The 20,783-nt window shown below is 32.0% G+C and carries 22 protein-coding genes; 14 read left to right on the forward strand and 8 right to left on the reverse strand.

What is annotated here, in order from left to right; genetic code table 11:
- Positions 1-164: 164 nt before the first annotated feature.
- The 5 genes from AMD28_RS07335 to AMD28_RS07355 form a co-directional block, all read right to left on the reverse strand.
- Positions 165-623 (reverse strand): T9SS type A sorting domain-containing protein, encoded by a 459-nt coding sequence (locus tag AMD28_RS07335; protein ID WP_055443500.1) that lies wholly within the window; start codon positions 621-623, stop codon positions 165-167.
- Entirely contained in the window at positions 620-1,597 is a 978-nt protein-coding gene (locus AMD28_RS07340; protein WP_055443501.1) for a hypothetical protein, read from the reverse strand. The genes AMD28_RS07335 and AMD28_RS07340 overlap by 4 nt, the downstream gene beginning before the upstream one ends.
- Before the next feature lie 288 nt (positions 1,598-1,885).
- Entirely contained in the window at positions 1,886-3,307 is a 1,422-nt protein-coding gene (locus AMD28_RS07345; protein WP_055443502.1) for a T9SS type A sorting domain-containing protein, read from the reverse strand.
- 42 nt (positions 3,308-3,349) lie between these two features.
- Positions 3,350-4,834: a malate dehydrogenase (quinone) gene (gene mqo, locus AMD28_RS07350; protein WP_055443503.1), complete on the reverse strand. Its 1,485-nt coding sequence runs from the start codon at positions 4,832-4,834 to the stop codon at positions 3,350-3,352.
- A gap of 108 nt (positions 4,835-4,942) precedes the next feature.
- The gene (locus AMD28_RS07355; protein WP_055443504.1) at positions 4,943-5,599 is read right to left on the reverse strand and encodes an OmpW/AlkL family protein; all 657 of its coding nucleotides are present in this window, start codon (positions 5,597-5,599) and stop codon (positions 4,943-4,945) included.
- Between the two features lie 174 nt (positions 5,600-5,773).
- On the opposite strand from AMD28_RS07355, the gene deoC reads away from it, so the two are divergent.
- The gene (gene deoC / locus AMD28_RS07360; RefSeq protein ID WP_055443505.1) at positions 5,774-6,442 is read left to right on the forward strand and encodes a deoxyribose-phosphate aldolase; all 669 of its coding nucleotides are present in this window, start codon (positions 5,774-5,776) and stop codon (positions 6,440-6,442) included.
- Between the two features lie 42 nt (positions 6,443-6,484).
- Complete coding sequence (deoD, locus tag AMD28_RS07365; RefSeq protein ID WP_055443506.1) at positions 6,485-7,183, forward strand: purine-nucleoside phosphorylase; 699 nt, start codon at positions 6,485-6,487, stop codon at positions 7,181-7,183.
- Between the two features lie 4 nt (positions 7,184-7,187).
- On the opposite strand, the gene AMD28_RS07370 is transcribed toward deoD, so the two are convergent.
- Positions 7,188-7,925: a DUF6503 family protein gene (locus tag AMD28_RS07370; protein WP_055443507.1), complete on the reverse strand. Its 738-nt coding sequence runs from the start codon at positions 7,923-7,925 to the stop codon at positions 7,188-7,190.
- A gap of 85 nt (positions 7,926-8,010) precedes the next feature.
- Between AMD28_RS07370 and smpB the strand changes: the two genes are divergently transcribed.
- Positions 8,011-8,472 carry an SsrA-binding protein SmpB gene (gene smpB / locus AMD28_RS07375; RefSeq protein WP_055443508.1) on the forward strand — a complete coding sequence of 154 codons (462 nt, stop codon included), beginning with the start codon at positions 8,011-8,013 and terminating at the stop codon, positions 8,470-8,472.
- Between the two features lie 126 nt (positions 8,473-8,598).
- Here the strand turns inward: smpB and AMD28_RS07380 are convergent, their stop codons facing one another.
- Together AMD28_RS07380 and AMD28_RS07385 are read right to left on the reverse strand one after the other, a co-directional pair.
- Positions 8,599-9,240 (reverse strand): protein-L-isoaspartate(D-aspartate) O-methyltransferase, encoded by a 642-nt coding sequence (locus tag AMD28_RS07380; protein WP_055443509.1) that lies wholly within the window; start codon positions 9,238-9,240, stop codon positions 8,599-8,601.
- A gap of 119 nt (positions 9,241-9,359) precedes the next feature.
- Positions 9,360-9,632, reverse strand: coding sequence for a hypothetical protein (locus tag AMD28_RS07385; protein WP_055443510.1), 273 nt, complete (start codon positions 9,630-9,632; stop codon positions 9,360-9,362).
- Between the two features lie 209 nt (positions 9,633-9,841).
- On the opposite strand from AMD28_RS07385, the gene AMD28_RS07390 reads away from it, so the two are divergent.
- The 11 genes from AMD28_RS07390 (at position 9,842) to AMD28_RS07440 (ending at position 20,769) form a co-directional block, all read left to right on the forward strand.
- The gene (locus AMD28_RS07390) at positions 9,842-10,801 is read left to right on the forward strand and encodes a Gfo/Idh/MocA family protein (protein WP_055443511.1); all 960 of its coding nucleotides are present in this window, start codon (positions 9,842-9,844) and stop codon (positions 10,799-10,801) included.
- Between the two features lie 204 nt (positions 10,802-11,005).
- On the forward strand, positions 11,006-11,896 hold the full coding sequence (locus AMD28_RS07395; protein WP_055443512.1) for a 3-hydroxyacyl-CoA dehydrogenase family protein: 891 nt from the start codon (positions 11,006-11,008) through the stop codon (positions 11,894-11,896).
- A gap of 86 nt (positions 11,897-11,982) precedes the next feature.
- Positions 11,983-13,221, forward strand: a complete 1,239-nt coding sequence (locus tag AMD28_RS07400; RefSeq protein WP_055443513.1) for a DUF1015 domain-containing protein — start codon at positions 11,983-11,985, stop codon at positions 13,219-13,221.
- A 127-nt stretch (positions 13,222-13,348) separates the two neighbouring features.
- Complete coding sequence (locus AMD28_RS07405) at positions 13,349-14,011, forward strand: YggS family pyridoxal phosphate-dependent enzyme (protein ID WP_055443514.1); 663 nt, start codon at positions 13,349-13,351, stop codon at positions 14,009-14,011.
- A 53-nt stretch (positions 14,012-14,064) separates the two neighbouring features.
- Entirely contained in the window at positions 14,065-15,429 is a 1,365-nt protein-coding gene (locus AMD28_RS07410; protein WP_055443515.1) for an exonuclease domain-containing protein, read from the forward strand.
- Between the two features lies 1 nt (position 15,430).
- Positions 15,431-17,392 (forward strand): DUF3857 domain-containing protein, encoded by a 1,962-nt coding sequence (locus AMD28_RS07415; protein WP_055443516.1) that lies wholly within the window; start codon positions 15,431-15,433, stop codon positions 17,390-17,392.
- Positions 17,393-17,418: 26 nt separating this feature from the next.
- Positions 17,419-18,297 carry an ion transporter gene (locus AMD28_RS07420; RefSeq protein ID WP_055443517.1) on the forward strand — a complete coding sequence of 293 codons (879 nt, stop codon included), beginning with the start codon at positions 17,419-17,421 and terminating at the stop codon, positions 18,295-18,297.
- Positions 18,298-18,514: 217 nt separating this feature from the next.
- A complete protein-coding gene (miaA, locus tag AMD28_RS07425; protein WP_055443518.1) occupies positions 18,515-19,441 on the forward strand; it encodes a tRNA (adenosine(37)-N6)-dimethylallyltransferase MiaA in 927 nt (308 codons plus the stop codon).
- On the forward strand, positions 19,422-19,937 hold the full coding sequence (locus AMD28_RS07430) for a YybH family protein (protein ID WP_055443519.1): 516 nt from the start codon (positions 19,422-19,424) through the stop codon (positions 19,935-19,937). The genes miaA and AMD28_RS07430 overlap by 20 nt, the downstream gene beginning before the upstream one ends.
- 42 nt (positions 19,938-19,979) lie before the next feature.
- Positions 19,980-20,225, forward strand: a complete 246-nt coding sequence (locus AMD28_RS19020; RefSeq protein ID WP_055443520.1) for a DUF5995 family protein — start codon at positions 19,980-19,982, stop codon at positions 20,223-20,225.
- Entirely contained in the window at positions 20,188-20,769 is a 582-nt protein-coding gene (locus AMD28_RS07440) for a DUF5995 family protein (protein ID WP_152975562.1), read from the forward strand. Before AMD28_RS19020 ends, AMD28_RS07440 begins: the two co-directional genes overlap by 38 nt.
- Positions 20,770-20,783: the final 14 nt, after the last annotated feature.

A 20,783-nucleotide genomic window follows, 5' to 3' on the forward strand; every position in this document is an offset into this window, starting at 1 on the left:
CACTTTTATATGGAATAAATCACAAAGTATTGTTAACGTAAAATAACTTCATAATTAGTACGTTTTCATATTAAGTTGGTTAGTTAGTTGAAAAACAGCGCGAATCTTTTTTTAAGACGAGCGCTGTTTTTTTTTTAACCTATTTTATAATTACAAACTACATATTAATCTACCACTAAACGCTTAGATGCTATTTTTTGCCCGTCCACATAAAGGGTATAAAAATAAACAGCGGATTGCATATTATTTTTAGATAATGTAACAAACCCCTCTCCAAATTGGTTAATAGGGATATCATAAACTACTTGACCTAAAGCAGAAACAACTTGAATATTAGCAGTATTGTATTTCATTGGAATAAAATACTCTATAGTTGTATTCGCTGTAAATGGATTAGGAATATTTTGATTTAATCTAATATTGCTTTCATCTAAAGGAACACCAGAAGGATCTTCAATACTTAAAGTCCCACCACAAGCACAAGCTTCAATAACATCTAAACGAGACATTAAAGCATCAATTTGCGCTTGTTGTGCTGTATTAACATTTTCTAAATCTGTAATCGCAGTTTGTAAAGGTGTTAAAATTGGTGCTAAATCTACAGCTACGAGTTCCGTTTTCAATAGCAACCGTTAAGTGTATCTGCTAAAGATGCAGAAGCTAAATTTTGATTATCACTAGAAGGATCTACCCAAGCAGTACCATCAAAATAATAGGTCTTATTTTCATCGGTATCATACACTAACATTCCTGCAACAGCAGTTGCTTCTAAAGCGGTTCTACTAGCGGTTGTTAAACGATTTAACAATAAAGCCTTGTCGGTTGCTGCCAAATCTAAAGACGCATTGGCATCTGGAGTTATCGTAGCAATACCTGCTTGACCAGCAATAAATGCATTACCAGTAATTGCAGCATTACCATTTACTTCTAATTTCTCTGAAGGAGAATTATCTCCCAAACTCACATTACCTGTAGCAGCAATATACAAAGAACTTGTAGCTGCTCCTGGTTGTATTCTAAAAGGTAAAGCACTACCATTAGTAACGTCTCTAACAAAAAAGTTGGCTTCATTACCTGCAACATCCCAAGTTTGAGGAGTCCATCCCACTGCTCCATCTTGTTCTAAACGCAGTGTTGGTGTATCCCCATCTGTAACATGTAACTCTACCGCAGGTGTTGCTGTACCTAGCCCTAAATTCCCAGAAGCATTTAAGTAAAATGCATTGTTTCCTGCTCCTGCTAAAATTCTAAAGGGATTGGTTCCAGCTGTAGCATCATCGATTGCAAAATAATTTAGACCTCCATTAGCGGTATCATTAATAGAAATTCTCCAATCATTAGCGGCAAAACTGGCACTAGCGGAAGTGTCATCAAAATGAATCCTTAGGTTGTTCTCCTTTAACCTAACCGTATCAAATCCAAAGTTTTCACCATCTACACAGTCTAGACCTACACATTGACTTCCTATTATAATGGAATCATCAATAACTACATTATCTCTTTGGTTGCTTTCTGTGTCTACATCTTGTTGTGCAAATGAAGTTGTTGCGCTAAGAATTAGGCATAGCGGAATTAAATAGTTTTTTAATTTTTTCATAATTTAAATATATTGATTAGCATGACCAAGATATCTAAATTTAACAAAACAGCATTTACGCCCCCTCTTTAATCACTAAAAAACAGGGGTTTATACGTGGTTTAAAACTCATGGAAATATAAATGCATAGCATCACGATTCTTTTACTAAAGGGGAGGTGGTTCGGTTAAGAATGGAACAGCCTAACAAAATGTGATTTTTTTATACGAAACAAAATAATTTGGTTCGTTGAAAAACAGCCTAAGTCTTTTTAAAAGACTTAGGCTGTTTTTTTTTATATCCAATTAATTATTCTTTTATAATTTTATAGGTAGCTAAATTATTATTAACTTTTACTTTAACAATATATAAACCTGCATTTAAGTCAGACATATCCAGTTGTCCTAAAGAAGTATTAGGTGTTATCGATTTCACATTTTGTCCAATAAGATTATAAACTTCAATAAAATCTACATTCATATCAGATTTAAAATTTAAAACCTCCCTGAGCGGATTAGGATACATTAAAAAATAAATATCTGAAAAATCATTAACGGATAAAGAAGATTCCTGAAGCGTTACATTAAATAAATTGCTTAACCTTCTTCCTGTAACTTCACTCCAAACTTGCAAATAATATCCTGTATCTGCATTAATACTAATATCCTGTAATCCATTTAACGAACAAGTATTTGGAACCTGATTTAAATTAGCACAATTACCTTCCCATAATTGCATATTATAACCATTATCTATAAGAATATCTATATCAGTTGGTATAGTTAAATTAAAATGAAACCAAACATCTAATCTATCCGTGTTATTACAACTTGGTATGTTTGTAGATTCTGTTGCAAAATCATTATAAGCTTCAATTGGCTCATTAATATTAATTGGTATGGCATTTTCACAATTGTCATTATAAGGAATTGCCGAACAAGAAAGTAAAATTTCATTAATACTATTACAGTTTTCTGCGTTATTCTCAACCATTGCACTATAAGGGTCATTAGAATCCCAATCATTATGAAAAAAAGAACAAATACTTTCTATATTACATATGGATAAATTTGGGTTATCAATAATTGTTAAATTTTCTAAATAACTAATAGAATTAAATCCTTCTATGCTAGTTAGCATATTATTACTCTCAATGTTAACTTGTGAAAAAGTATTTTCTTCTAATCCTTCTAAATTTATTAGACCATCATTGTATCTTATAATTAAAGTACCAAAGCCAACCGTAAGGTTTAATCCATTTAAATTTATAAGACTATCATTATTAAATATAAAAAATTCTGTTGATTCTGTTAACGATTCTAAACCTTCTAATGAATTTAAAACTGGGTTATTACTTATCTCAATATTATCAACAAAAAATTCAGAAGAATTAGATAATGTCGAAATACTAGTTAAAAAGGGATTATTTGAAATATAAATCCATGGGGCAAAATCGATATAGGTTATTGTTATATTTTCTAATCCATTTAAATTCGTTAAACTAGTATTATAAATACTTAAATGCTGAACGGTTGTTAATTGAGATAAAGGACTTAAATCTGTTATATCTGCACCATTAAAAGATAAGGAACTTGCTTCTGTACAACTTGGGTAATTGCTAGAAAAGGCATCTACTTCTGCTTGAGATGAAAAAGACAAAACACCTTCAGGAGGACATTGCCCAAAACATCTTAATGATACTAAAAACAGAATAACACATTTAATTTTCATAAAAATAATTTTTGTAAAATTATAGAAAGCATTTAAATAAATCTATAACTTCAATGCTTTTTTAGACTTTTCTAACTGTTGCTGAAAAGTTTTCGCATCCACCTCTTTCTTCCACATAGGAACTATTTTTCCTATTAATTTTTTCCCTTCGGAAGAATTCAATATTTCTGGGAATGCTTTTTCTAAAACCTCTAACATTACTGAAGTTGCTGTAGACGCTCCAGGTGAAGCACCTAACAAACAAGTAATGCTTCCGTCTTTACTACTTACTACTTCTGTACCAAATTGTAAAACACCTCCTTCAAATGCATCTTTTTTAATGATTTGAACACGTTGTCCTGCAACTAGAATTTCCCAATCTTCACTTTTAGCATCTTTTACAAACTTCCGTAAAGCATCCATTCTATCTTCATGTGAAGAAGTTACTTGTTCTATTAAATACTTCGTCAAAGGTAAATTATGCCAGAATGCGCCCAATAAAGGCGAAATATTATCCAGTTGTACCGATTTAAACAAATCAAGATTAGAACCTTCTTTTAAAAATTTTGGACTAAAACCAGCAAAAGGACCAAAAAGTAATTCCCTTTTACCGTCAATATATCTTGTATCTAAATGCGGTGTAGACATTGGTGGATCACCAATTCCCGCTTTACTATATACTTTTGCATTATGCTGTTTTATAATCTCTTCATTTTTACAAACCAACCATTCGCCACTTATTGGAAAACCGCCATAACCTTCTTTTTCATCAATTTCCACTTTTTGTAACAACAGTAAGCTTCCTCCTCCTGCTCCAATAAAAACATGCTTCGATTCTAGATGATGTTTTTCATTAGTTTCAAGATTTTCTATTTCAACAGTCCAATCAATATCTGCACTAGGATCGACATCTTGCACTTCCATATTGCAATGTACAGGTGTATTATATTTCGTTTCTAGAATTTTAAAAAGGGCTTTTGTAAGCGCTCCGTAATTCACTTCTGTTCCTCTATCAATTCGAGAAGCAGCCATGATTTCCTCTTCATTTCTATTATGCATGATTAACGGAAACCATTCTCTCATTTTATTACTATTCCGAGTAAACTGAATGGTATTAAACATAAAATGATCTTTCATACTATGAAAACGTTGCTCTAAATAATCGGCATTTTCTTTTCCTAAAACCCAACTATGATGTGGTACAGGAGAAATAAACTCCTCCGGGTTTTCAAGCAAACCTTCTTCTACTAGATAACTCCAAAATTGTTTAGAAAACTCAAACTGTTCGCAGATTTTTATCGCTTTTTCAATAGCGACAGAACCATCTTCATTTTCGGGACAATAATTCAACTCACAAAGTGCCGAATGTCCTGTTCCTGCATTATTCCATGCTGCAGAACTTTCTTGAGCAACGGCATCTAATCGTTCTACAATTAAAACTTTTAAGTCTGGTTTTAAAATCTTAGAAATAAGTGCTAATGTTGCACTCATGATTCCTCCTCCAACACAAATTAAATCGTATTCTTTAACGGCATTTATATCTTGCATAATTATATACTATCATTTAGGCTTAAATATATACAAGTCCTTTCATATATTTAATTTTTAACAAAAAAAAGGCCGCATATAGCGACCTTTTATAATAAATCATTAGTATTAAAATAGTCTATAACCAATACCAACACCTGCAATAAAAGGGTTAATATCAACATCTGCTCCAACTGTAGCTCCTAATGCTGTAGTAGCATTTACTGTTACATCTGTGTTTAATAATAAGTATTTCGCATCTAAATTAATGAACCATTTGTCGGTAATATCAAAATCAAATCCTAATTGAAAAGCAAAACCAAAAGCGTTATCATACTCTACTTTATCTGCCACAGGTCCTGAATTTTCATCATAAAACAAAGTATAGTTAACACCTGCTCCCACATAAGGGTGTACTATATCGCCATTAAAGTGATACTGTACCGTTAAAGTTGGAGGTAATAATCTAACATCACCTAAAGGAATATCCCCAGCAGCTGTAGATATTGCTTTCACATCATGTTGCGTTGTTGCTAAAATTAATTCTGCTGCAATATTTTTTGTAAAGAAATACGTTAAATCTAATTCTGGAACATAATCATTTTTTATTTTAACATCTCCTCCAATGGCATCTATAGTAGCAGATTCGTTAGCCACTACAGCCAAAGCTCTCACTCGAAGTTGAAATTTTGTAAAACCGGTATCTTCTATAGAAGTATTCTCTTGTGCGTTGGTTGAAATAAAAGCGAAACATGCTATTAAAGCTGTAATAAATATTTTTTTCATAATTAATTGGGTTTAAATTTTAAACAAAATTAACAGTGAAATAAACCTTAAAAGATGACAAAAGTCATAGGCTGAAGTTTTCTTTTTTTTTCTTTTTGACAAAACAATATTACTTCTAAACTCGCTTCATTTTTCAAAAAAAATGAAGTAATTTTATAGTAAATTCTTACTAAAATGAAATTAAACAAATATATAGATCATACGCTTTTAAAAGCGACAGCAACAAAAGAAGACATTATGCAAGTTTGTAAAGAAGCCTTAGAACACGATTTCTTTTCGGTTTGTGTTAATTCTTGTTATGTTCCTTTAGTGAAAGAAGCACTAAAAAACTCGGATGTAAAAGTTTGCAGTGTTATAGGTTTCCCTTTGGGCGCCATGAGTACGGCTGCAAAAGTAGCAGAAACCAAACAAGCTTTAAAAGATGGAGCAGATGAAATTGATATGGTTTTAAATATTGGATTTTTAAAAAGTAATGATTTTGATGCCGTTTCTAAAGATATAGAAGCCGTAAAAAAAGCGATGCCAGATCATACTTTAAAAGTAATATTAGAAACTTGCTATTTGGAAGATTCTGAAATCTTAAAAGCAAGTGCATTAGCCATTCACGCTGGAGCTGATTTTATAAAAACCTCTACCGGATTTGGAACTGGAGGCGCAACAATTAATCATGTTAAACTAATGCAATCTGTTATTGAAAATGGCAAAACAAAAATAAAAGCTTCCGGAGGAATTAGAGATACAAAAACCGCTTTAGAATATATTCATCTTGGAGTAGATAGAATAGGAACCTCTAACGGGATTGCAATTGTAACCGGAACAACTTCCGAAGAAAAAGATTATTAACTTAAAGTACTTTAGATACTTTTAACTTTACAACTTATTTAGATGAGCATACATATTGGAGCCAACAAAGGCGATATCGCAGAAACTATTTTATTACCAGGAGATCCTTTACGTGCAAAATGGATTGCCGAAACTTTTTTTGAAAACCCTGTTTGCTTTAACGAAGTAAGAGGAATGCTAGGCTATACAGGAACGTACCAAGGAAAACGTGTTTCGGTAATGGGAACAGGAATGGGAGTACCAAGTATTTCTATTTATGCACATGAACTTATTACGCAGTTTGGTGTTAAAAACCTGATTCGTGTTGGAAGTTCTGGTTCATACCAAAAACATATTAAAATAAGAGATGTGGTTTTAGCCATGGCTGCTTCTTCTAATTCTGGAGTTAATGAGCTTCGATTTGGAGGTGCAGATTATGCGCCTACCGCAGATTTTGAACTTTTTCAAAAAGCAGTAGAAGCCGCAAAAAACAAAAATATTTCTATTAAAGCAGGAAATGTTTTTACTAGTGATGAATTTTATGCAGACGATTTTGAATCCTATAAAAAATGGAGCAAATTTGGTGTACTTTGTGTAGAAATGGAAACTGCAGGATTATACACCATTGCTGCTAAACATAACGCAAAAGCACTTACTATACTTACTATTTCAGATTCTCTAGTAACTGGTGAAACAACCACTAGTAAAGAAAGAGAAACTACTTTTAAAGGTATGATTGAAATAGCTTTAGAACTAGCCTAAGTATTTATTTTACGGTAATATTTTTAAGCTCAATTTTTGAAAGTAGCTTTAAATTACCAGCTTCAAAAGCCTTGTCTGTATCCAAAAGATTAAGGCTTTCGTCTTTGGGCTTTAGATTGTTATAATCCACAAAACGCAATCCGTTTATAGTTCGCACATTATACGCTTCGCGGAAACGAATACCAACACCAGACGCTTCTTGATAGGAATAAGCTAAATAATCTACGGTATACGTTTCGGTATTTACCCAATATAAAAAGACATCTTCAAAATCTTCTCCGCCACCTTCTTGCTGAAAAGTCACTTTAATTTTATGGTAGTTTTTTCCTTTAATAGAAACGCTCCCTAAATCTTCTTTAATTACTGCAGCATCATTTAATCCGTAAGGTAATAAAGCAAAATAATGTACCGAATTTACCGATGCTGCGTATTTTACTGACATTGTATCTGCAACTACAACCTCTTCATTATTGATAAATCTTTTAAATCCTTCATTATTTAATACGTCACGAATTACCTGCGTAGCATCTTTAAACTCACGTTCGTATTGATATATTTCATTTTTACGAATAGCAGTATACTGTTTATCTCTAAAATCAAAGACTATTTCTGCATCTACAAATTTTTCTCCTCCAGCTACTTCAATGGCTTTATCAATAATAGAATTTGCAGTTTCTACTTTTTCGGTTTTACAAGCTATAAATAGGATACAAACTACAATTAGGTATTTTAAATTTTGCATGAAATATAAGTTTCTTTAGGTTGTCGGAAAATTAATCAATTAATAACATTTTAGTACTTAATTAAATTATGTAATTTTGGCGAACATGCAAAACACTGTAAACATAAAAAACAAAAAAGCAAGATTCGAATACGAGATACTCGATAAGTACACTGCTGGAATTGTTTTAACGGGAACCGAAATAAAATCTATTAGAGATAGTAAAGCTTCTATTGCAGAAAGTTTTTGCGAGTTTAATGATAAAGGAGAGCTATTTGTAATTAACATGACCATACAAGAATATGTTTATGGTAATTACTACAATCATGCTCCCAAAGCAGAACGCAAGCTTTTATTAAACAAGCGAGAACTTAAAAAATTAGAAAAAGAAGTAAACACTAAAGGTTTAACGATTGTTCCGTTACGTTTATTTTTAAATGAAAGAGGCTTAGCCAAGCTAGTTGTTGCTTTAGCAAAAGGTAAAAAGCTTTATGATAAGCGAGAAACCATGAAAGACAATGATAACAAACGCGACTTAGCCAGAATAAAAAAAAGCTTTAATAATTAACTACTTTTTAATTATTAAAACTTTTCTTCTGAATTATTTCCTTTACACTTTAAAAATAAATTTCTGAAGCTTATTTGGAAATTTATATTGTATTCCTATAGTTTCGTTTTCCAAATTATAGAAATACTAATTCTTATCTTCTAATAAAGGCACAAAACGAAACTCACCAAATTCGTATTTCTCAAATTCCTTTTCTCCTTTTCTTATAAACAAAGTCATGGTTTGTACATCATCACCTACAGGAATTACTAATCGTCCGCCAACAGCTAATTGTCTTAACAAAGGTTTTGGTACAAAAGGAGCTCCTGCAGTTACAATAATACTCGCAAAAGGCGCTTCTTCTTTTAAACCTTTATAACCATCTCCAAAAATTAGTTTTTTTGGTCGGTAGCCCAATTTTGGTAAAAACTTAGAGGTTTTTTTAAAAAGCTCTTGCTGTCTTTCTATACTATACACTTTGGCACCCAATTCGCACAAAACGGCCGTTTGATAACCACTTCCTGTACCAATTTCTAAAACTTTATCGGTAGGTTTTATTTGTAATAATTCCGACTGAAAAGCTACGGTATACGGTTGTGAAATAGTTTGATCTGCTCCAATAGGAAATGCTTTATCTTGATATGCATGATCTAAAAAGCTAGAATCCATAAACAAATGTCGTGGTATTTTTCTAATAGCAGCTAGCACTTGTTTGTCTTGTATTCCTTTGGCAACTAGAACATCTACTAGCTTTTGCCTTAATCCTTGGTGTTTAAATGTGTCTTTCAAAAAATGGGTTAGTTTAGAATGCTAAAATTAAACAAACATTTTAAAGACGGTGAATAAAAAGACAAAAAAAAGCATCAAATTATAACAACTTGATGCTTTGCCTTTTATTAAAAATGACTTTAATTGGATACAATTATCTTGTACGTTGTAACGTCTTCTTTACCAACTAAAGCGATCATTTCTTTGGCTTTTTCAAGGGATACCGAATACCCAGTTGCTTTTCCATAATTACTTTCTACTTCCCACAAATACATGTCTTTTTTATAGTTATTACTAAATCTATCGAGTTTTGTTTTCAAGTCTTTATCTTGTAACGTTTGTGTTCCGTTGTTTGCAGAAATAGTCGTTGCTATAAAAAATACTGCGCCTAATGTTATGATTAATTTTTTCATGATTTTATATGTTTTAAGTGAAACAATGTGTGCTCTTATAAGTCGTACACTATATTTACGTACAAGGTTTTAACAATAGATTTCGCACAAATCACAAATTCTCGTTAAAAGGTAGTTAAGGCTTTCTTAAAATGAAATCCTTTAAAAAGAATGTTAAGAATTAACAATTAAAAAATTAAATATCTTATTTTTGTTAAAAACGTAAAAGAATGCTAAAAGCTGGAGTTCTTGGTGCTGGTCACCTTGGGAAAATTCATTTAAGATTACTGCAACAATCTGACAAATATGAACTTGTAGGTTTCTATGATGCCAACGAAGAAAACGCAAAAAAAGTAGCTGCCGAGTTTGGGTACACTTATTTCAATTCTATTGAAAAACTTATTGAAGCTGTAGACGTTGTAGATATTGTAACTCCTACCCTTTCACATTATGATTGTGCTAGACAAGCTATTGCTAAAGGCAAACATATATTTATTGAAAAACCAATAACCAATACGGTAGAAGAAGCCGAAACACTTAGGACTTTAGTTGCCGAATATGGTGTAAAAGGACAAGTTGGCCATGTAGAACGATTTAATCCTGCTTTTACAGCGGTGAAAGACATGCTAGATAAACCCATGTTTATTGAAACACATCGATTGGCAGAATTTAATCCTCGTGGTACCGATGTTCCTGTGGTTTTAGATTTAATGATTCACGATATTGATATTATTTTAAGTGTTGTAAAGTCTAAAGTAAAACACGTTAGCGCAAGTGGCGTATCTGTAATTAGTGATACTCCAGATATTGCAAACGCAAGAATAGAGTTTGTAAATGGTTGCGTTGCTAACTTAACGGCAAGTAGAATTTCTTTAAAAAACATGCGTAAAACACGTTTCTTTCAACGAGATGCTTATGTTTCTGTAGACTTCTTAGAAAAGAAATGTGAAGTGGTCAAAATGAAAGATGCTCCGAAAGAACCAGGAGATTTCGATATGATTTTACAAAATGCCGAAGGTATTAAAAAACAAATCTATTTCGATAATCCCGATGTAGCAGGAAACAATGCTATTCTTGACGAATTAGAATCTTTTGCAGATGCTATAAACAACAACACAAAACCAATTGTAACCTTACATGATGGCACCGAAGCATTACGTGTTGCAACCATGATTATCGATCAGTTTTAGAAAAACAAACTTGAAACTTGCTCTCCTCTTTAGTTAAAGAGGAGAATGAATTTTGATTTCACTTTTAAAAGAAATCAAAAGAAAGAGGAGTTTGAAATTAATGATAAACAGCTTCCCATTCCTTCCTGTCAGTTGGCAGCCTTATGGGAATATTAAACTAACAGATTTTCGCTTTCGCGGAAATAAAAAATAAAATTATTTTTTATGAAAAACATAGCAGTAATTGGAGCTGGAACCATGGGAAATGGTATTGCACATACTTTTGCACAATCTGGATTTAACGTACAACTTATAGATATTAGTGAAGCATCTCTAGAAAGAGGCTTAAATACCATTGCTAAGAATTTAGACAGAATGGTTGCTAAAGAAAGAATTACAGAAGAAGATAAGGCAGAAACTTTAGGAAACATCACCACTTTTACTAGTATTCCTGAAGGTGTTAAAAACGCAAGTCTTGTTGTAGAAGCAGCTACAGAAAATGTAGATTTAAAGCTTAATATTTTTAAACAGTTAGACGAAGCTTGTACTGCAGATACCATCTTAGCATCTAATACTTCTTCTATTTCTATTACACAAATAGCTGCAGTTACTAATCGTCCGGATAAAGTAATTGGTATGCACTTTATGAATCCGGTGCCAATTATGAAATTGGTAGAGATTATAAGAGGTTATAATACCAGTGACGAAGTGACTAATACTATCATGGAACTTTCTAAAAAACTAGGAAAGACACCAACAGAAGTAAACGATTATCCTGGTTTTGTAGCAAACCGTATTTTAATGCCAATGCTTAACGAGGCTATTGAAACACTATACAATGGTGTTGCCGGAGTAGAAGAAATTGATACTGTTATGAAACTTGGTATGGCGCATCCAATGGGACCATTACAATTAGCAGATTTTATTGGACTAGATATTTGTCTTTCTATTTTAAATGTGATGTATGACGGATTTAAAAACCCAAAATACGCACCTTGTCCCTTATTAGTAAATATGGTAAGAGCTGGAAAACTAGGTGTGAAATCTGGAGAAGGTTTTTATGATTACTCGGAGAGTAGAAAAGCGGAGCATGTTGCGAAGCAGTTTCTTAAGTAATAAAACAGTCGCAGCTTTCAGTCGTAGTCACAGTCACACTCAGTCCTGCTACTGAGACTGAAAACTGTGACTGAAAACTAAAATTTATGCCAAAAATAATCCCCTTTAAAGCCGTTCGTCCAACTCGTGACAAAGTAAGTTTAGTCGCATCACGCTCGTACCAAACCTACACACAAGCAGAACGTGAGGCACGATTAGATTACAATCCGTTTTCATTTTTACATATTGTAAATCCTGGCTACAAGTATGCGCATGAAATTACGGGAGAAGAACGTTATACCTTAGTAAAAAATCGCTATTCCGAATTTAAAGAAGACAATATTTTTGTACAAGACAAAAAACCATCCTTTTATATTTATAAAATTGTAGATCGGGAACATCAAGTTTTTCATGGTATTATAGCTGCTGCAAGTGCTGAAGATTACGAAAATGACATTATAAAAAAACACGAAGACACTTTAGAGTTTCGCGAGACTATTTTTAAAGATTATTTAAAAACCGTTGGCTTTAACGCAGAACCAGTATTACTCACCTATCCGGATAATAAAATTATTGCTTCTATTTTGAAAGAAAAAGAAAAGGAACGTGCAGAATATGAATTCACCACAACCTTTAGAGACACACATTATCTTTGGAAAATTGAAGATCCAAAAATAGTTAAAACCATTTCCACAGAATTTCAAAAAATGGAAACCATCTATATTGCAGATGGACATCATCGTTGTTCTTCTTCGTATTTATTAAGTAAAGATTTAAAAGAAAGTAATACAAAGCATAACGGCACGGAACCTTATAATTTTTTTATGAGCTTTTTAATTCCGGAATCTGAATTGCGTATTCATGAGTTCAACAGATTGGTTAAAGATTTAAACGGTTTAAGCAAAGAAGCCTTTTTAATAAAATTAGATACTGCTTTTAGAATAGAAAACAGAGGAATAATACCATACAAGCCAAGTAAAAAACATCATTTTAGTATGTATTTGGATGGCGAATTTTATTCGTTATATTTAAGAAAAACGAATTACAATTTTAATAATTCGTTAGATGCATTAGATGCGCAATTATTGTATAAAACAGTTTTACAGCCCATTTTAGGTATCGACGATTTAAGAAATGATAGTCGTATCAAGTATCTAAACGGAAAAACAGATATCATCAATTTAAAAAGCAGCATTGATACTGGCGAATTTGCCGTTGGTTTTGGTATGGTTCCTGTTACTATAAAAGAGATGAAACAAATTGCAGACGATGGTTTAAAAATGCCTCCAAAAAGCACCTACATAGAACCGAAACTGAGAAGTGGCGTTACTATTTATGAGTTTTAAGTTTTATAGCAAAAGATAAAAAGTAAGAAGACACTAGTTGTCATTCCGAGCGCAGTCGAGGAATCTCATGAACTAATAAAACAAGTCAATAACATTAATAAGACTCCTGTCAACGCAGGAAATAAGTATGAGCATCACAAAAAATTTACAAGACATACAATCACAAGTCCCAGAAAACGTAACCCTTGTTGCGGTTTCTAAAACCAAACCTGTAAGCGACATTATGCAAGCCTATGAAGCCGGTCAACGCATTTTTGGCGAAAACAAGATTCAGGATATGGTAGATAAGTTTGACGAAATGCCAAAAGACATTGCTTGGCACATGATTGGTCATGTACAACGCAATAAGGTTAAATACATGGCGCATTTTGTACGTTTAATTCATGGTGTAGAGAACTTTAAAACGCTAAAAGAAATAAACAAACAAGCAGCAAAACACGATAGAAACATTGACTGTTTATTACAAATAAAAATAGCTTCTGAAGACTCTAAATTTGGAATGACTGCAGCAGAAGCTTCCGAGATATTACAATCTTCAGAATTTTCAGAATTAAAAAACATTACTGTTATTGGCGTTATGGGAATGGCTACATTTACCGAAGACCAAGAACAAATCCGAAGCGAATTTCAACTATTAAAATCCATATTCGAAGACTTAAAAAAAGTAAACCATAAACTTACTACTATTTCTATGGGAATGAGTGGCGATTTTAAATTAGCAATAAATTGTGGAAGCACGATGGTTCGTGTTGGAAGTAGTATCTTTGGAGACAGAAATTATAATAATTAGTTTTTCGTTTTTAACACATCGAATAAATGAAAAACAAATAAAAAAATACACTTATTTACACAATAGTAGACATAGAAACCACTGGTGGAAAGTATAATGAAGAAGGTATTACAGAAATAGCCATTTACAAATATGATGGTCATGAAGTGGTAGATCAATTTATAAGTTTAGTAAATCCAGAGCGCGAAATACAACCATTTGTAGTCAACCTAACAGGTATTAACAGTAATATGTTACGTAATGCTCCTAAGTTTTACGAGGTAGCAAAACGTATTGTAGAAATTACCGAAGGCACTATTCTTGTTGCACATAACGCTAAATTTGATTACCGAATTTTACGTACAGAATTTAGACGTTTAGGTTTCGAATTTAAACGAAAAACACTTTGTACGGTAGAGCTTTCTAAAGACCTTATTCCAGATCAACCTTCTTACAGCTTGGGAAAACTAACCAGAGCTTTAGGAATTCCTATTGCCGACAGACACAGGGCTTCGGGAGATGCTTTTGCAACTGTGAAGCTATTTAAAATGTTATTGGATAAAGACTTGAAGAAAAACATTATTCAAGAATCTATTCGACAAGAACCTAAAAACCAAGTAGAATCTAGACTTTTAAATATTATTGAAATTTTACCATCTACAACTGGCGTTTATTTTATGCATAAAGAAGATGGCGAAATTATTTACATTGGTAAAAGTAAGAATATTAGAAAACGGGTTAATCAGCATTTTACGGGTACTTCGCATAAATCTAAAAAAATACAACTACAAGTTGCAACAGTAACTTATGAAGCTTGTGGTAGCGAGTTAGTTGCTTTATTAAAAGAAAGCGAAGCCATAAAACAAAACAAGCCCATTTATAACAAAGCACTAAGAAAAACGGTTTTCACACACGCACTTTATAGCTTTGAAGATGAAAAAGGCTACATCAACCTAAAGATTGATAAAGTCGATGGTAGAAAAAAACCAATAACCACTTTTAACAATAGACAAAGTGCAAAAAGTTTTATGTTTAGTCGCGTGGAAGAGTACAATCTTTGTCAGAAACTTACCGGCTTATACGAAACAAAAACAAGCTGTTTTAATTATAGCGTAAAAACCTGCGAAGGTGCTTGTGTACAAGAAGAAAACCCAGAAACATATAACAAACGTGTGCAAGAGCTTATAGATAAAAATGCTTTTACTAACGAGAACATTGTAATAGTAGATAGAGGTCGTGAAGTAGATGAACGTGCTGCAATACTTATACAAAATGGTGTTTTTAAAGGTATCGGGTTTTACAATTTAAACTATCAAATAAATAATATAAATGTCCTAGAGTCCATAATTACGCCAATGGAAAATAATAAAGACACACAGCATATTATTAAAAGCTATTTAAGGAGAAATAAAAGAGTGAAAATTTTAACTTTAGATTAAAATGAAAAGTACATACCTGCTATTATTCTTTATTATTACCGTTAGTACTTTTGCACAATCCCAAAAATTTCAATCAAATGACTATGCTATAAGCAGAAGCGACCTTGAAACCAATACATTTGAAAAAGATTCTACAGCTAATGCATTAGTTATTTACGAACTGGGAAATAGCTATGTAGACAAACATAGTTTTAAGCTAAATACCGAGTTTAAACAAAAATTAAAAATTTTTAACAGAAAAGGGTTTGACCATGCAAACATCTCGATTTATTTGTACAATAGTGATGATAAAAAGGTTAAAATAAATAATATAAATGCTACTACAACTAATTTGATTGATAACAAGGTTGTTAAAACTCAATTAAAAGAAAGTGACATTTTTGAAGAAAAATACAATGATAATTATACCATAATAAAGTTCACCTTTCCAAATATAAAGGAAGGATCTGTTTTAACGTATTCTTACACTTTAGAATCTCCTTTCATATATAAATATAAAGGTTGGAATTTTCAAAGTGAGATACCAAAATTACATAGCGAATATCATGCAAGTATTCCTGGTAATTACGAGTACAACATAAAACTTGTAGGCGGAAAAAAACTGACGACCAATACTTCTGAGATTGTAAAATATTGTTTAAAAGCCGGAAATGGAGGAAGTGCTAATTGTTCAAATTATGTATATGTAATGAAAGATATCCCTGCTTTTATTGATGAAAAATACATGACAACAAGGGATAATTACCTTGCTAGAATTGAATATGAATTAAAAATATACAGAGATTTTGAAGGAGGCATAGACAATATTACTAAAAACTGGAAAACTACAGATAAAGAAATAAAATCAGATCCTAATATTGGTAAGCAACTTAATAAAAATGTTCCTTCCAATGATATTTTAGAAGCATCTATTCTTAGTCAGACAGACACATTAAAAAAAGCAAAAGCTATTTTTGAAACTGTTAAAAACAAGTATACCTGGAATCAAGAGTATGATCTTTTTGGTGACACTTCTATAAAAAACGCAATAAAAGTAAAATCTGGTAGTGCGTCAGAGATTAATATCTTACTTCATAATTTACTAGAACAAAACAATATTCAAGTAAAACCCATTTTATTATCTACTAGAAGAAACGGATTACCAACAACCGTTTTTCCTGTAATCTCCGATTTTAATTATTTAATTGTACAAGCTACTATTAACAACAAAATCTATTTTTTAGATGCAACCGACAGCTTTTTAAACTTTGGTCAATTACCTTTTAGATGTTTAAATCAATATGGAAGACTTTTAGATTTTAAAAATGGAAGTAAATGGATAGATATTGAGGATGCATATAGATCTAATTCAAGATACAGAGTAAATATTAGTTTAGATGAAGCGCTAAATATTACAGGAGATGTTAACCATATAACATCCGGCCATCATGCATTATCAGAAAAAAAATCTTTCTTTAAAAATGCTAACCAACATCAAAACAAATTAATAGAAAAATATAAAAATTTTACTATTTCCGAATATCAAGCCGAAACAGCAGAACCAAACAGCTTAGAATTTAAAGAAAATTTTAAAATAAATTATGAAGTAGATAAAATTGGGGAGAACATTTACCTAGATCCTTTCCTCTTTAAATTCTTTGAAGAAAACCCTTTTAAACTTCAAGAAAGATCGTATCCCATAGACTTTGGCTATAAAGATGCTTTTATATACTCATACAAAATAGCAATAGATGACGCCTTCGAAATTGCAGAAACGCCCAAAGATGTTTCGGTTAAATTACCAGAAAACGCAGGCCTTTTAGTTTTTAAAACTACGGTTAAAGACAATGAAATTATAATGTATTTTAAACTTAACTTTAATAGAGCAATATACGTTAAAGAGTTTTATCCGTATTTAAAAGAAATAATGAGTACTGTTGTGAACATACAAAACAATAGTACAATTGTTTTAAAAAGAAAGTAATAAATCTTTTTTAGTACATTTGATACATGCCTGAAAAAAAACCACATAGTTCCTGGAGAGCAAAAGTTCATGAAATTATTTATGAAGCAGATACTCCCGAAGGAAAACTATTCGATATTATACTGCTTATTGCTATACTAGCAAGTATACTTCTGGTTATGCTAGAAAGCATAGAATCGCTAGACGAAAAATATCACACGTTTTTTAATATTTCAGAGTGGATTATTACTGTCCTATTCTCCATAGAATACATACTAAGAATCGTTTCGGTAAAACAACCCATTAAATATGTAACTAGTTTTTATGGGGTTATCGATTTACTGTCCACCATTCCAAAATACCTATCCTTAATATTTGTTGGTACACACGCACTTGTTGCCTTTAGAGCAATTCGATTATTACGTGTTTTTAGAATTTTAAAACTGGTACGTTTTCTATCTGCATCTAACCATTTGGTTGCAGCATTAAAAGCCAGTAGAGCAAAAATTTCGGTTTTTATGCTTGCTGTAATTATTATCACAATAATTCTAGGAACCGTAATGTACTTAATTGAAGGAAAAGAACATGGGTTCGACAACATTCCTAAAAGTGTATATTGGTGTATTGTAACCCTTACTACCGTTGGTTTTGGAGACATCACACCACAAACGCCGTTAGGACAAATAATTGCTTCCTTAATTATGATTATGGGTTATGGTATTATTGCGGTACCAACAGGAATTGTATCTGCAGAATATTCGAAGCAAGATGACAAGCCTTTAAAAAACCCTAATACCGCTTCGCCATTGCCTACACATCCTTCAAAAGTAGATGTCAATTCGCAGATATGCGCAAACTGTTTAGCTGATAAACACAAAGACAAGGCAGAGTATTGTTATAATTGCGGACATAATTTACATATCTAATTTCTGGGCGTTTACTACTACGCAAAGGCTTCGTAGCACCAGGCTTTCCGTTATATCTTTTTTGTTTTAAAGCAGCATTAAGACAAGCTTTGTGCTATCCTTTAAATCTATTTTAAGTACAGTAATATTCTGATAAACAAAAAAGGATGCCACTTCCATCCTTAACGCTTTTGTTTATTACTAATAACAAGTATCTTTACCAGCAAATAAGCAAATTATCAAACCAACAACTTCACATAAAACATTAATTTCTATTGTAGGTCCAACTGCTATCGGTAAAACAAACCTCAGCATTAAACTCGCAAAACATTTTAATACCGAAATTATTTCGGCAGACTCGAGACAGTTTTTTAAAGAAATGCAAATTGGTACTGCAGCACCTACTCCATTAGAATTAGCAGCAGCACCCCATCATTTTATTCATCATAAATCTATTCAAGACGCATATAGCGTTGGTGCTTTTGAAAAAGATGCGATACAAAAACTAGAAGCATTATTTACAAATCATGATGTGGTGATTATGGTTGGTGGATCTGGTTTATATGTAGACGCAGTTACCAAAGGTTTAGATCATTTTCCAGAGGTAGATAAAAGCATCCGAGAAAAACTAAATGCGCAATTAGAAAAAGAAGGCTTAGAATCGCTTCAGGAACAATTAAAGGACTTAGACCTAGAAACCTATAATACCATCGCTTTAAAGAATCCGCAACGTGTTATTCGCGCTCTAGAGGTTTGTATTGGTACTGGTAAACCATATGCCTCTTTTTTAAATAAAGATAAAAATAACAGACCTTTTAAAACCATTACTTTAGGCTTAACTGCAGATCGTGAGATTATTTATAACCGTATAAATAAACGTGTAGACATCATGCTAGAAGAAGGTTTATTAGAAGAGGTAAAAGAGCTAACGCCTTATCAAAAATTAAACGCCTTAAATACTGTAGGTTATAAAGAGATTTTTAATTATTTTAGTGAAGCGTGGACTTTAGAATTCGCCATTAGCGAAATAAAAAAGAATTCTCGCAGATTTGCAAAACGACAACTTACCTGGTTTAAAAGAAATGAAAACACCTTGTGGTTTGACTACGAATCGGATTTAGAAACAATAATTAAAAAAGTAACCCATGAGATACATCCAGAATAAGGTATTCTATATTACCCTTTTCATATTTTCACTTTTTCTTTCTTGTGTTCAAAAAGAGCATAAAAATCCGCTTATAAATTACGAAGTACAAAATGAAATGTTTTTTGTAGAAACCATGCAAAAGCATTTAGACGCGGTATCCAATAAAGACTTAAATGCCTTAAAAAGCACACTTTCTCCTGAAGGAAACATGCAACTTATTTTACCTCAAACCGAAATCACAAATACGGTAGATGCCTTTATGAAATACCATGAAGATTGGTTTGCAGTTCAAGCACCTTGGACTTTTGAAACCAAAATATTAAACACCAAAATTGGAGAATCCTTTGGTATCGCTATTACAGAGATTGTATATAAAGAACCAGAACGCGATGGAAAACCATATTTTAATAGAATGTATGTTAGTTATGCACTTCAAAAAATAGAAGGAAAATGGTATATAATTAAGGACCATGCAAGCTCTATAGAAAAATCTACAGATAAAAAGGAATACTAATTATTGGTAATTGATTATCTTAATTGCATAATAATCCATTCTATGCAGCGTCCTACCACCATTCCAGAAGTTCTAGATCAATTAGATATCATCATAGAGCAATCGATAGCTAATAATGATAGAATTGGCTTATTCGCCTTTATTTACAGAAGAACTACTGCCGAAATTTTAAAAGAAATACAACTGCAAAACTTTGAAGATAATACACGCCTAGAAAAACTAGACGTTGCTTTTGCTAACCTTTATTTAGATGCCTATAACAATTACATCCATAATAAACCCCTATAACAATTACATCCATAATAAACCAATAAGCAAATGTTGGGAATTTGCGTTTCATACCAAAAGCGAAGGCCTTACTATATTACAGCACATTCTCTTAGGCATGAATGCACATATTAATTTAGATTTAAGCATTTCTACTAGCGCAACCATGCAAGGCGAAAATTTAATAGATATTGAAAAAGACTTTAACACCGTAAATGATATTCTTTTCAATATTGTTAATGAAATGCAAGACCGATTAAGCAAAGTATCTCGTCTTATGTTTTTGTTAGATATTATTGGTAAAAATACGGATGAGAAGATTATAGATTTCAGCATGCGAAAAGCAAGACAACAAGCATGGAACAGTGCTAATTTGTTATGGTCTTTAGGGAATAATACGAATACAGAAGCTATAGCTAAAATAGATGTACTAGTTTTAAAATTATCTGAAGTTATAAAAGCACCAAAATCTAGAATCCTAAAATTTGTATTACAAGCCATCGCTAAATTTGAAGAAAAAGAGGTTGGCGTTATTATTTCAAAACTGAAGAATAATTCATTTTAAAAATTATGATACTC

Source organism: Lacinutrix himadriensis, from assembly GCF_001418105.1.
In the GTDB taxonomy this organism is placed as follows: Bacteria; Bacteroidota; Bacteroidia; order Flavobacteriales; family Flavobacteriaceae; genus Oceanihabitans; species Oceanihabitans himadriense.

Bases quoted from the DNA above. Each gene is read 5' to 3' on its own strand.
- AMD28_RS07340 (WP_055443501.1), bottom strand. From the start codon at position 1,597: ATGAAAAAATTAAAAAACTATTTAATTCCGCTATGCCTAATTCTTAGC.
- AMD28_RS07345 (WP_055443502.1), bottom strand. From the start codon at position 3,307: ATGAAAATTAAATGTGTTATTCTGTTTTTAGTATCATTAAGATGTTTT.
- mqo (WP_055443503.1), bottom strand. From the start codon at position 4,834: ATGCAAGATATAAATGCCGTTAAAGAATACGATTTAATTTGTGTTGGA.
- AMD28_RS07355 (WP_055443504.1), bottom strand. From the start codon at position 5,599: ATGAAAAAAATATTTATTACAGCTTTAATAGCATGTTTCGCTTTTATT.
- deoC (WP_055443505.1), top strand. From the start codon at position 5,774: ATGAAATTAAACAAATATATAGATCATACGCTTTTAAAAGCGACAGCA.
- deoD (WP_055443506.1), top strand. From the start codon at position 6,485: ATGAGCATACATATTGGAGCCAACAAAGGCGATATCGCAGAAACTATT.
- AMD28_RS07370 (WP_055443507.1), bottom strand. From the start codon at position 7,925: ATGCAAAATTTAAAATACCTAATTGTAGTTTGTATCCTATTTATAGCT.
- smpB (WP_055443508.1), top strand. From the start codon at position 8,011: ATGCAAAACACTGTAAACATAAAAAACAAAAAAGCAAGATTCGAATAC.
- AMD28_RS07385 (WP_055443510.1), bottom strand. From the start codon at position 9,632: ATGAAAAAATTAATCATAACATTAGGCGCAGTATTTTTTATAGCAACG.
- AMD28_RS07390 (WP_055443511.1), top strand. From the start codon at position 9,842: ATGCTAAAAGCTGGAGTTCTTGGTGCTGGTCACCTTGGGAAAATTCAT.
- AMD28_RS07395 (WP_055443512.1), top strand. From the start codon at position 11,006: ATGAAAAACATAGCAGTAATTGGAGCTGGAACCATGGGAAATGGTATT.
- AMD28_RS07400 (WP_055443513.1), top strand. From the start codon at position 11,983: ATGCCAAAAATAATCCCCTTTAAAGCCGTTCGTCCAACTCGTGACAAA.
- AMD28_RS07405 (WP_055443514.1), top strand. From the start codon at position 13,349: ATGAGCATCACAAAAAATTTACAAGACATACAATCACAAGTCCCAGAA.
- AMD28_RS07415 (WP_055443516.1), top strand. From the start codon at position 15,431: ATGAAAAGTACATACCTGCTATTATTCTTTATTATTACCGTTAGTACT.
- AMD28_RS07420 (WP_055443517.1), top strand. From the start codon at position 17,419: ATGCCTGAAAAAAAACCACATAGTTCCTGGAGAGCAAAAGTTCATGAA.
- AMD28_RS07430 (WP_055443519.1), top strand. From the start codon at position 19,422: ATGAGATACATCCAGAATAAGGTATTCTATATTACCCTTTTCATATTT.
- AMD28_RS19020 (WP_055443520.1), top strand. From the start codon at position 19,980: ATGCAGCGTCCTACCACCATTCCAGAAGTTCTAGATCAATTAGATATC.
- AMD28_RS07440 (WP_152975562.1), top strand. From the start codon at position 20,188: ATGCCTATAACAATTACATCCATAATAAACCCCTATAACAATTACATC.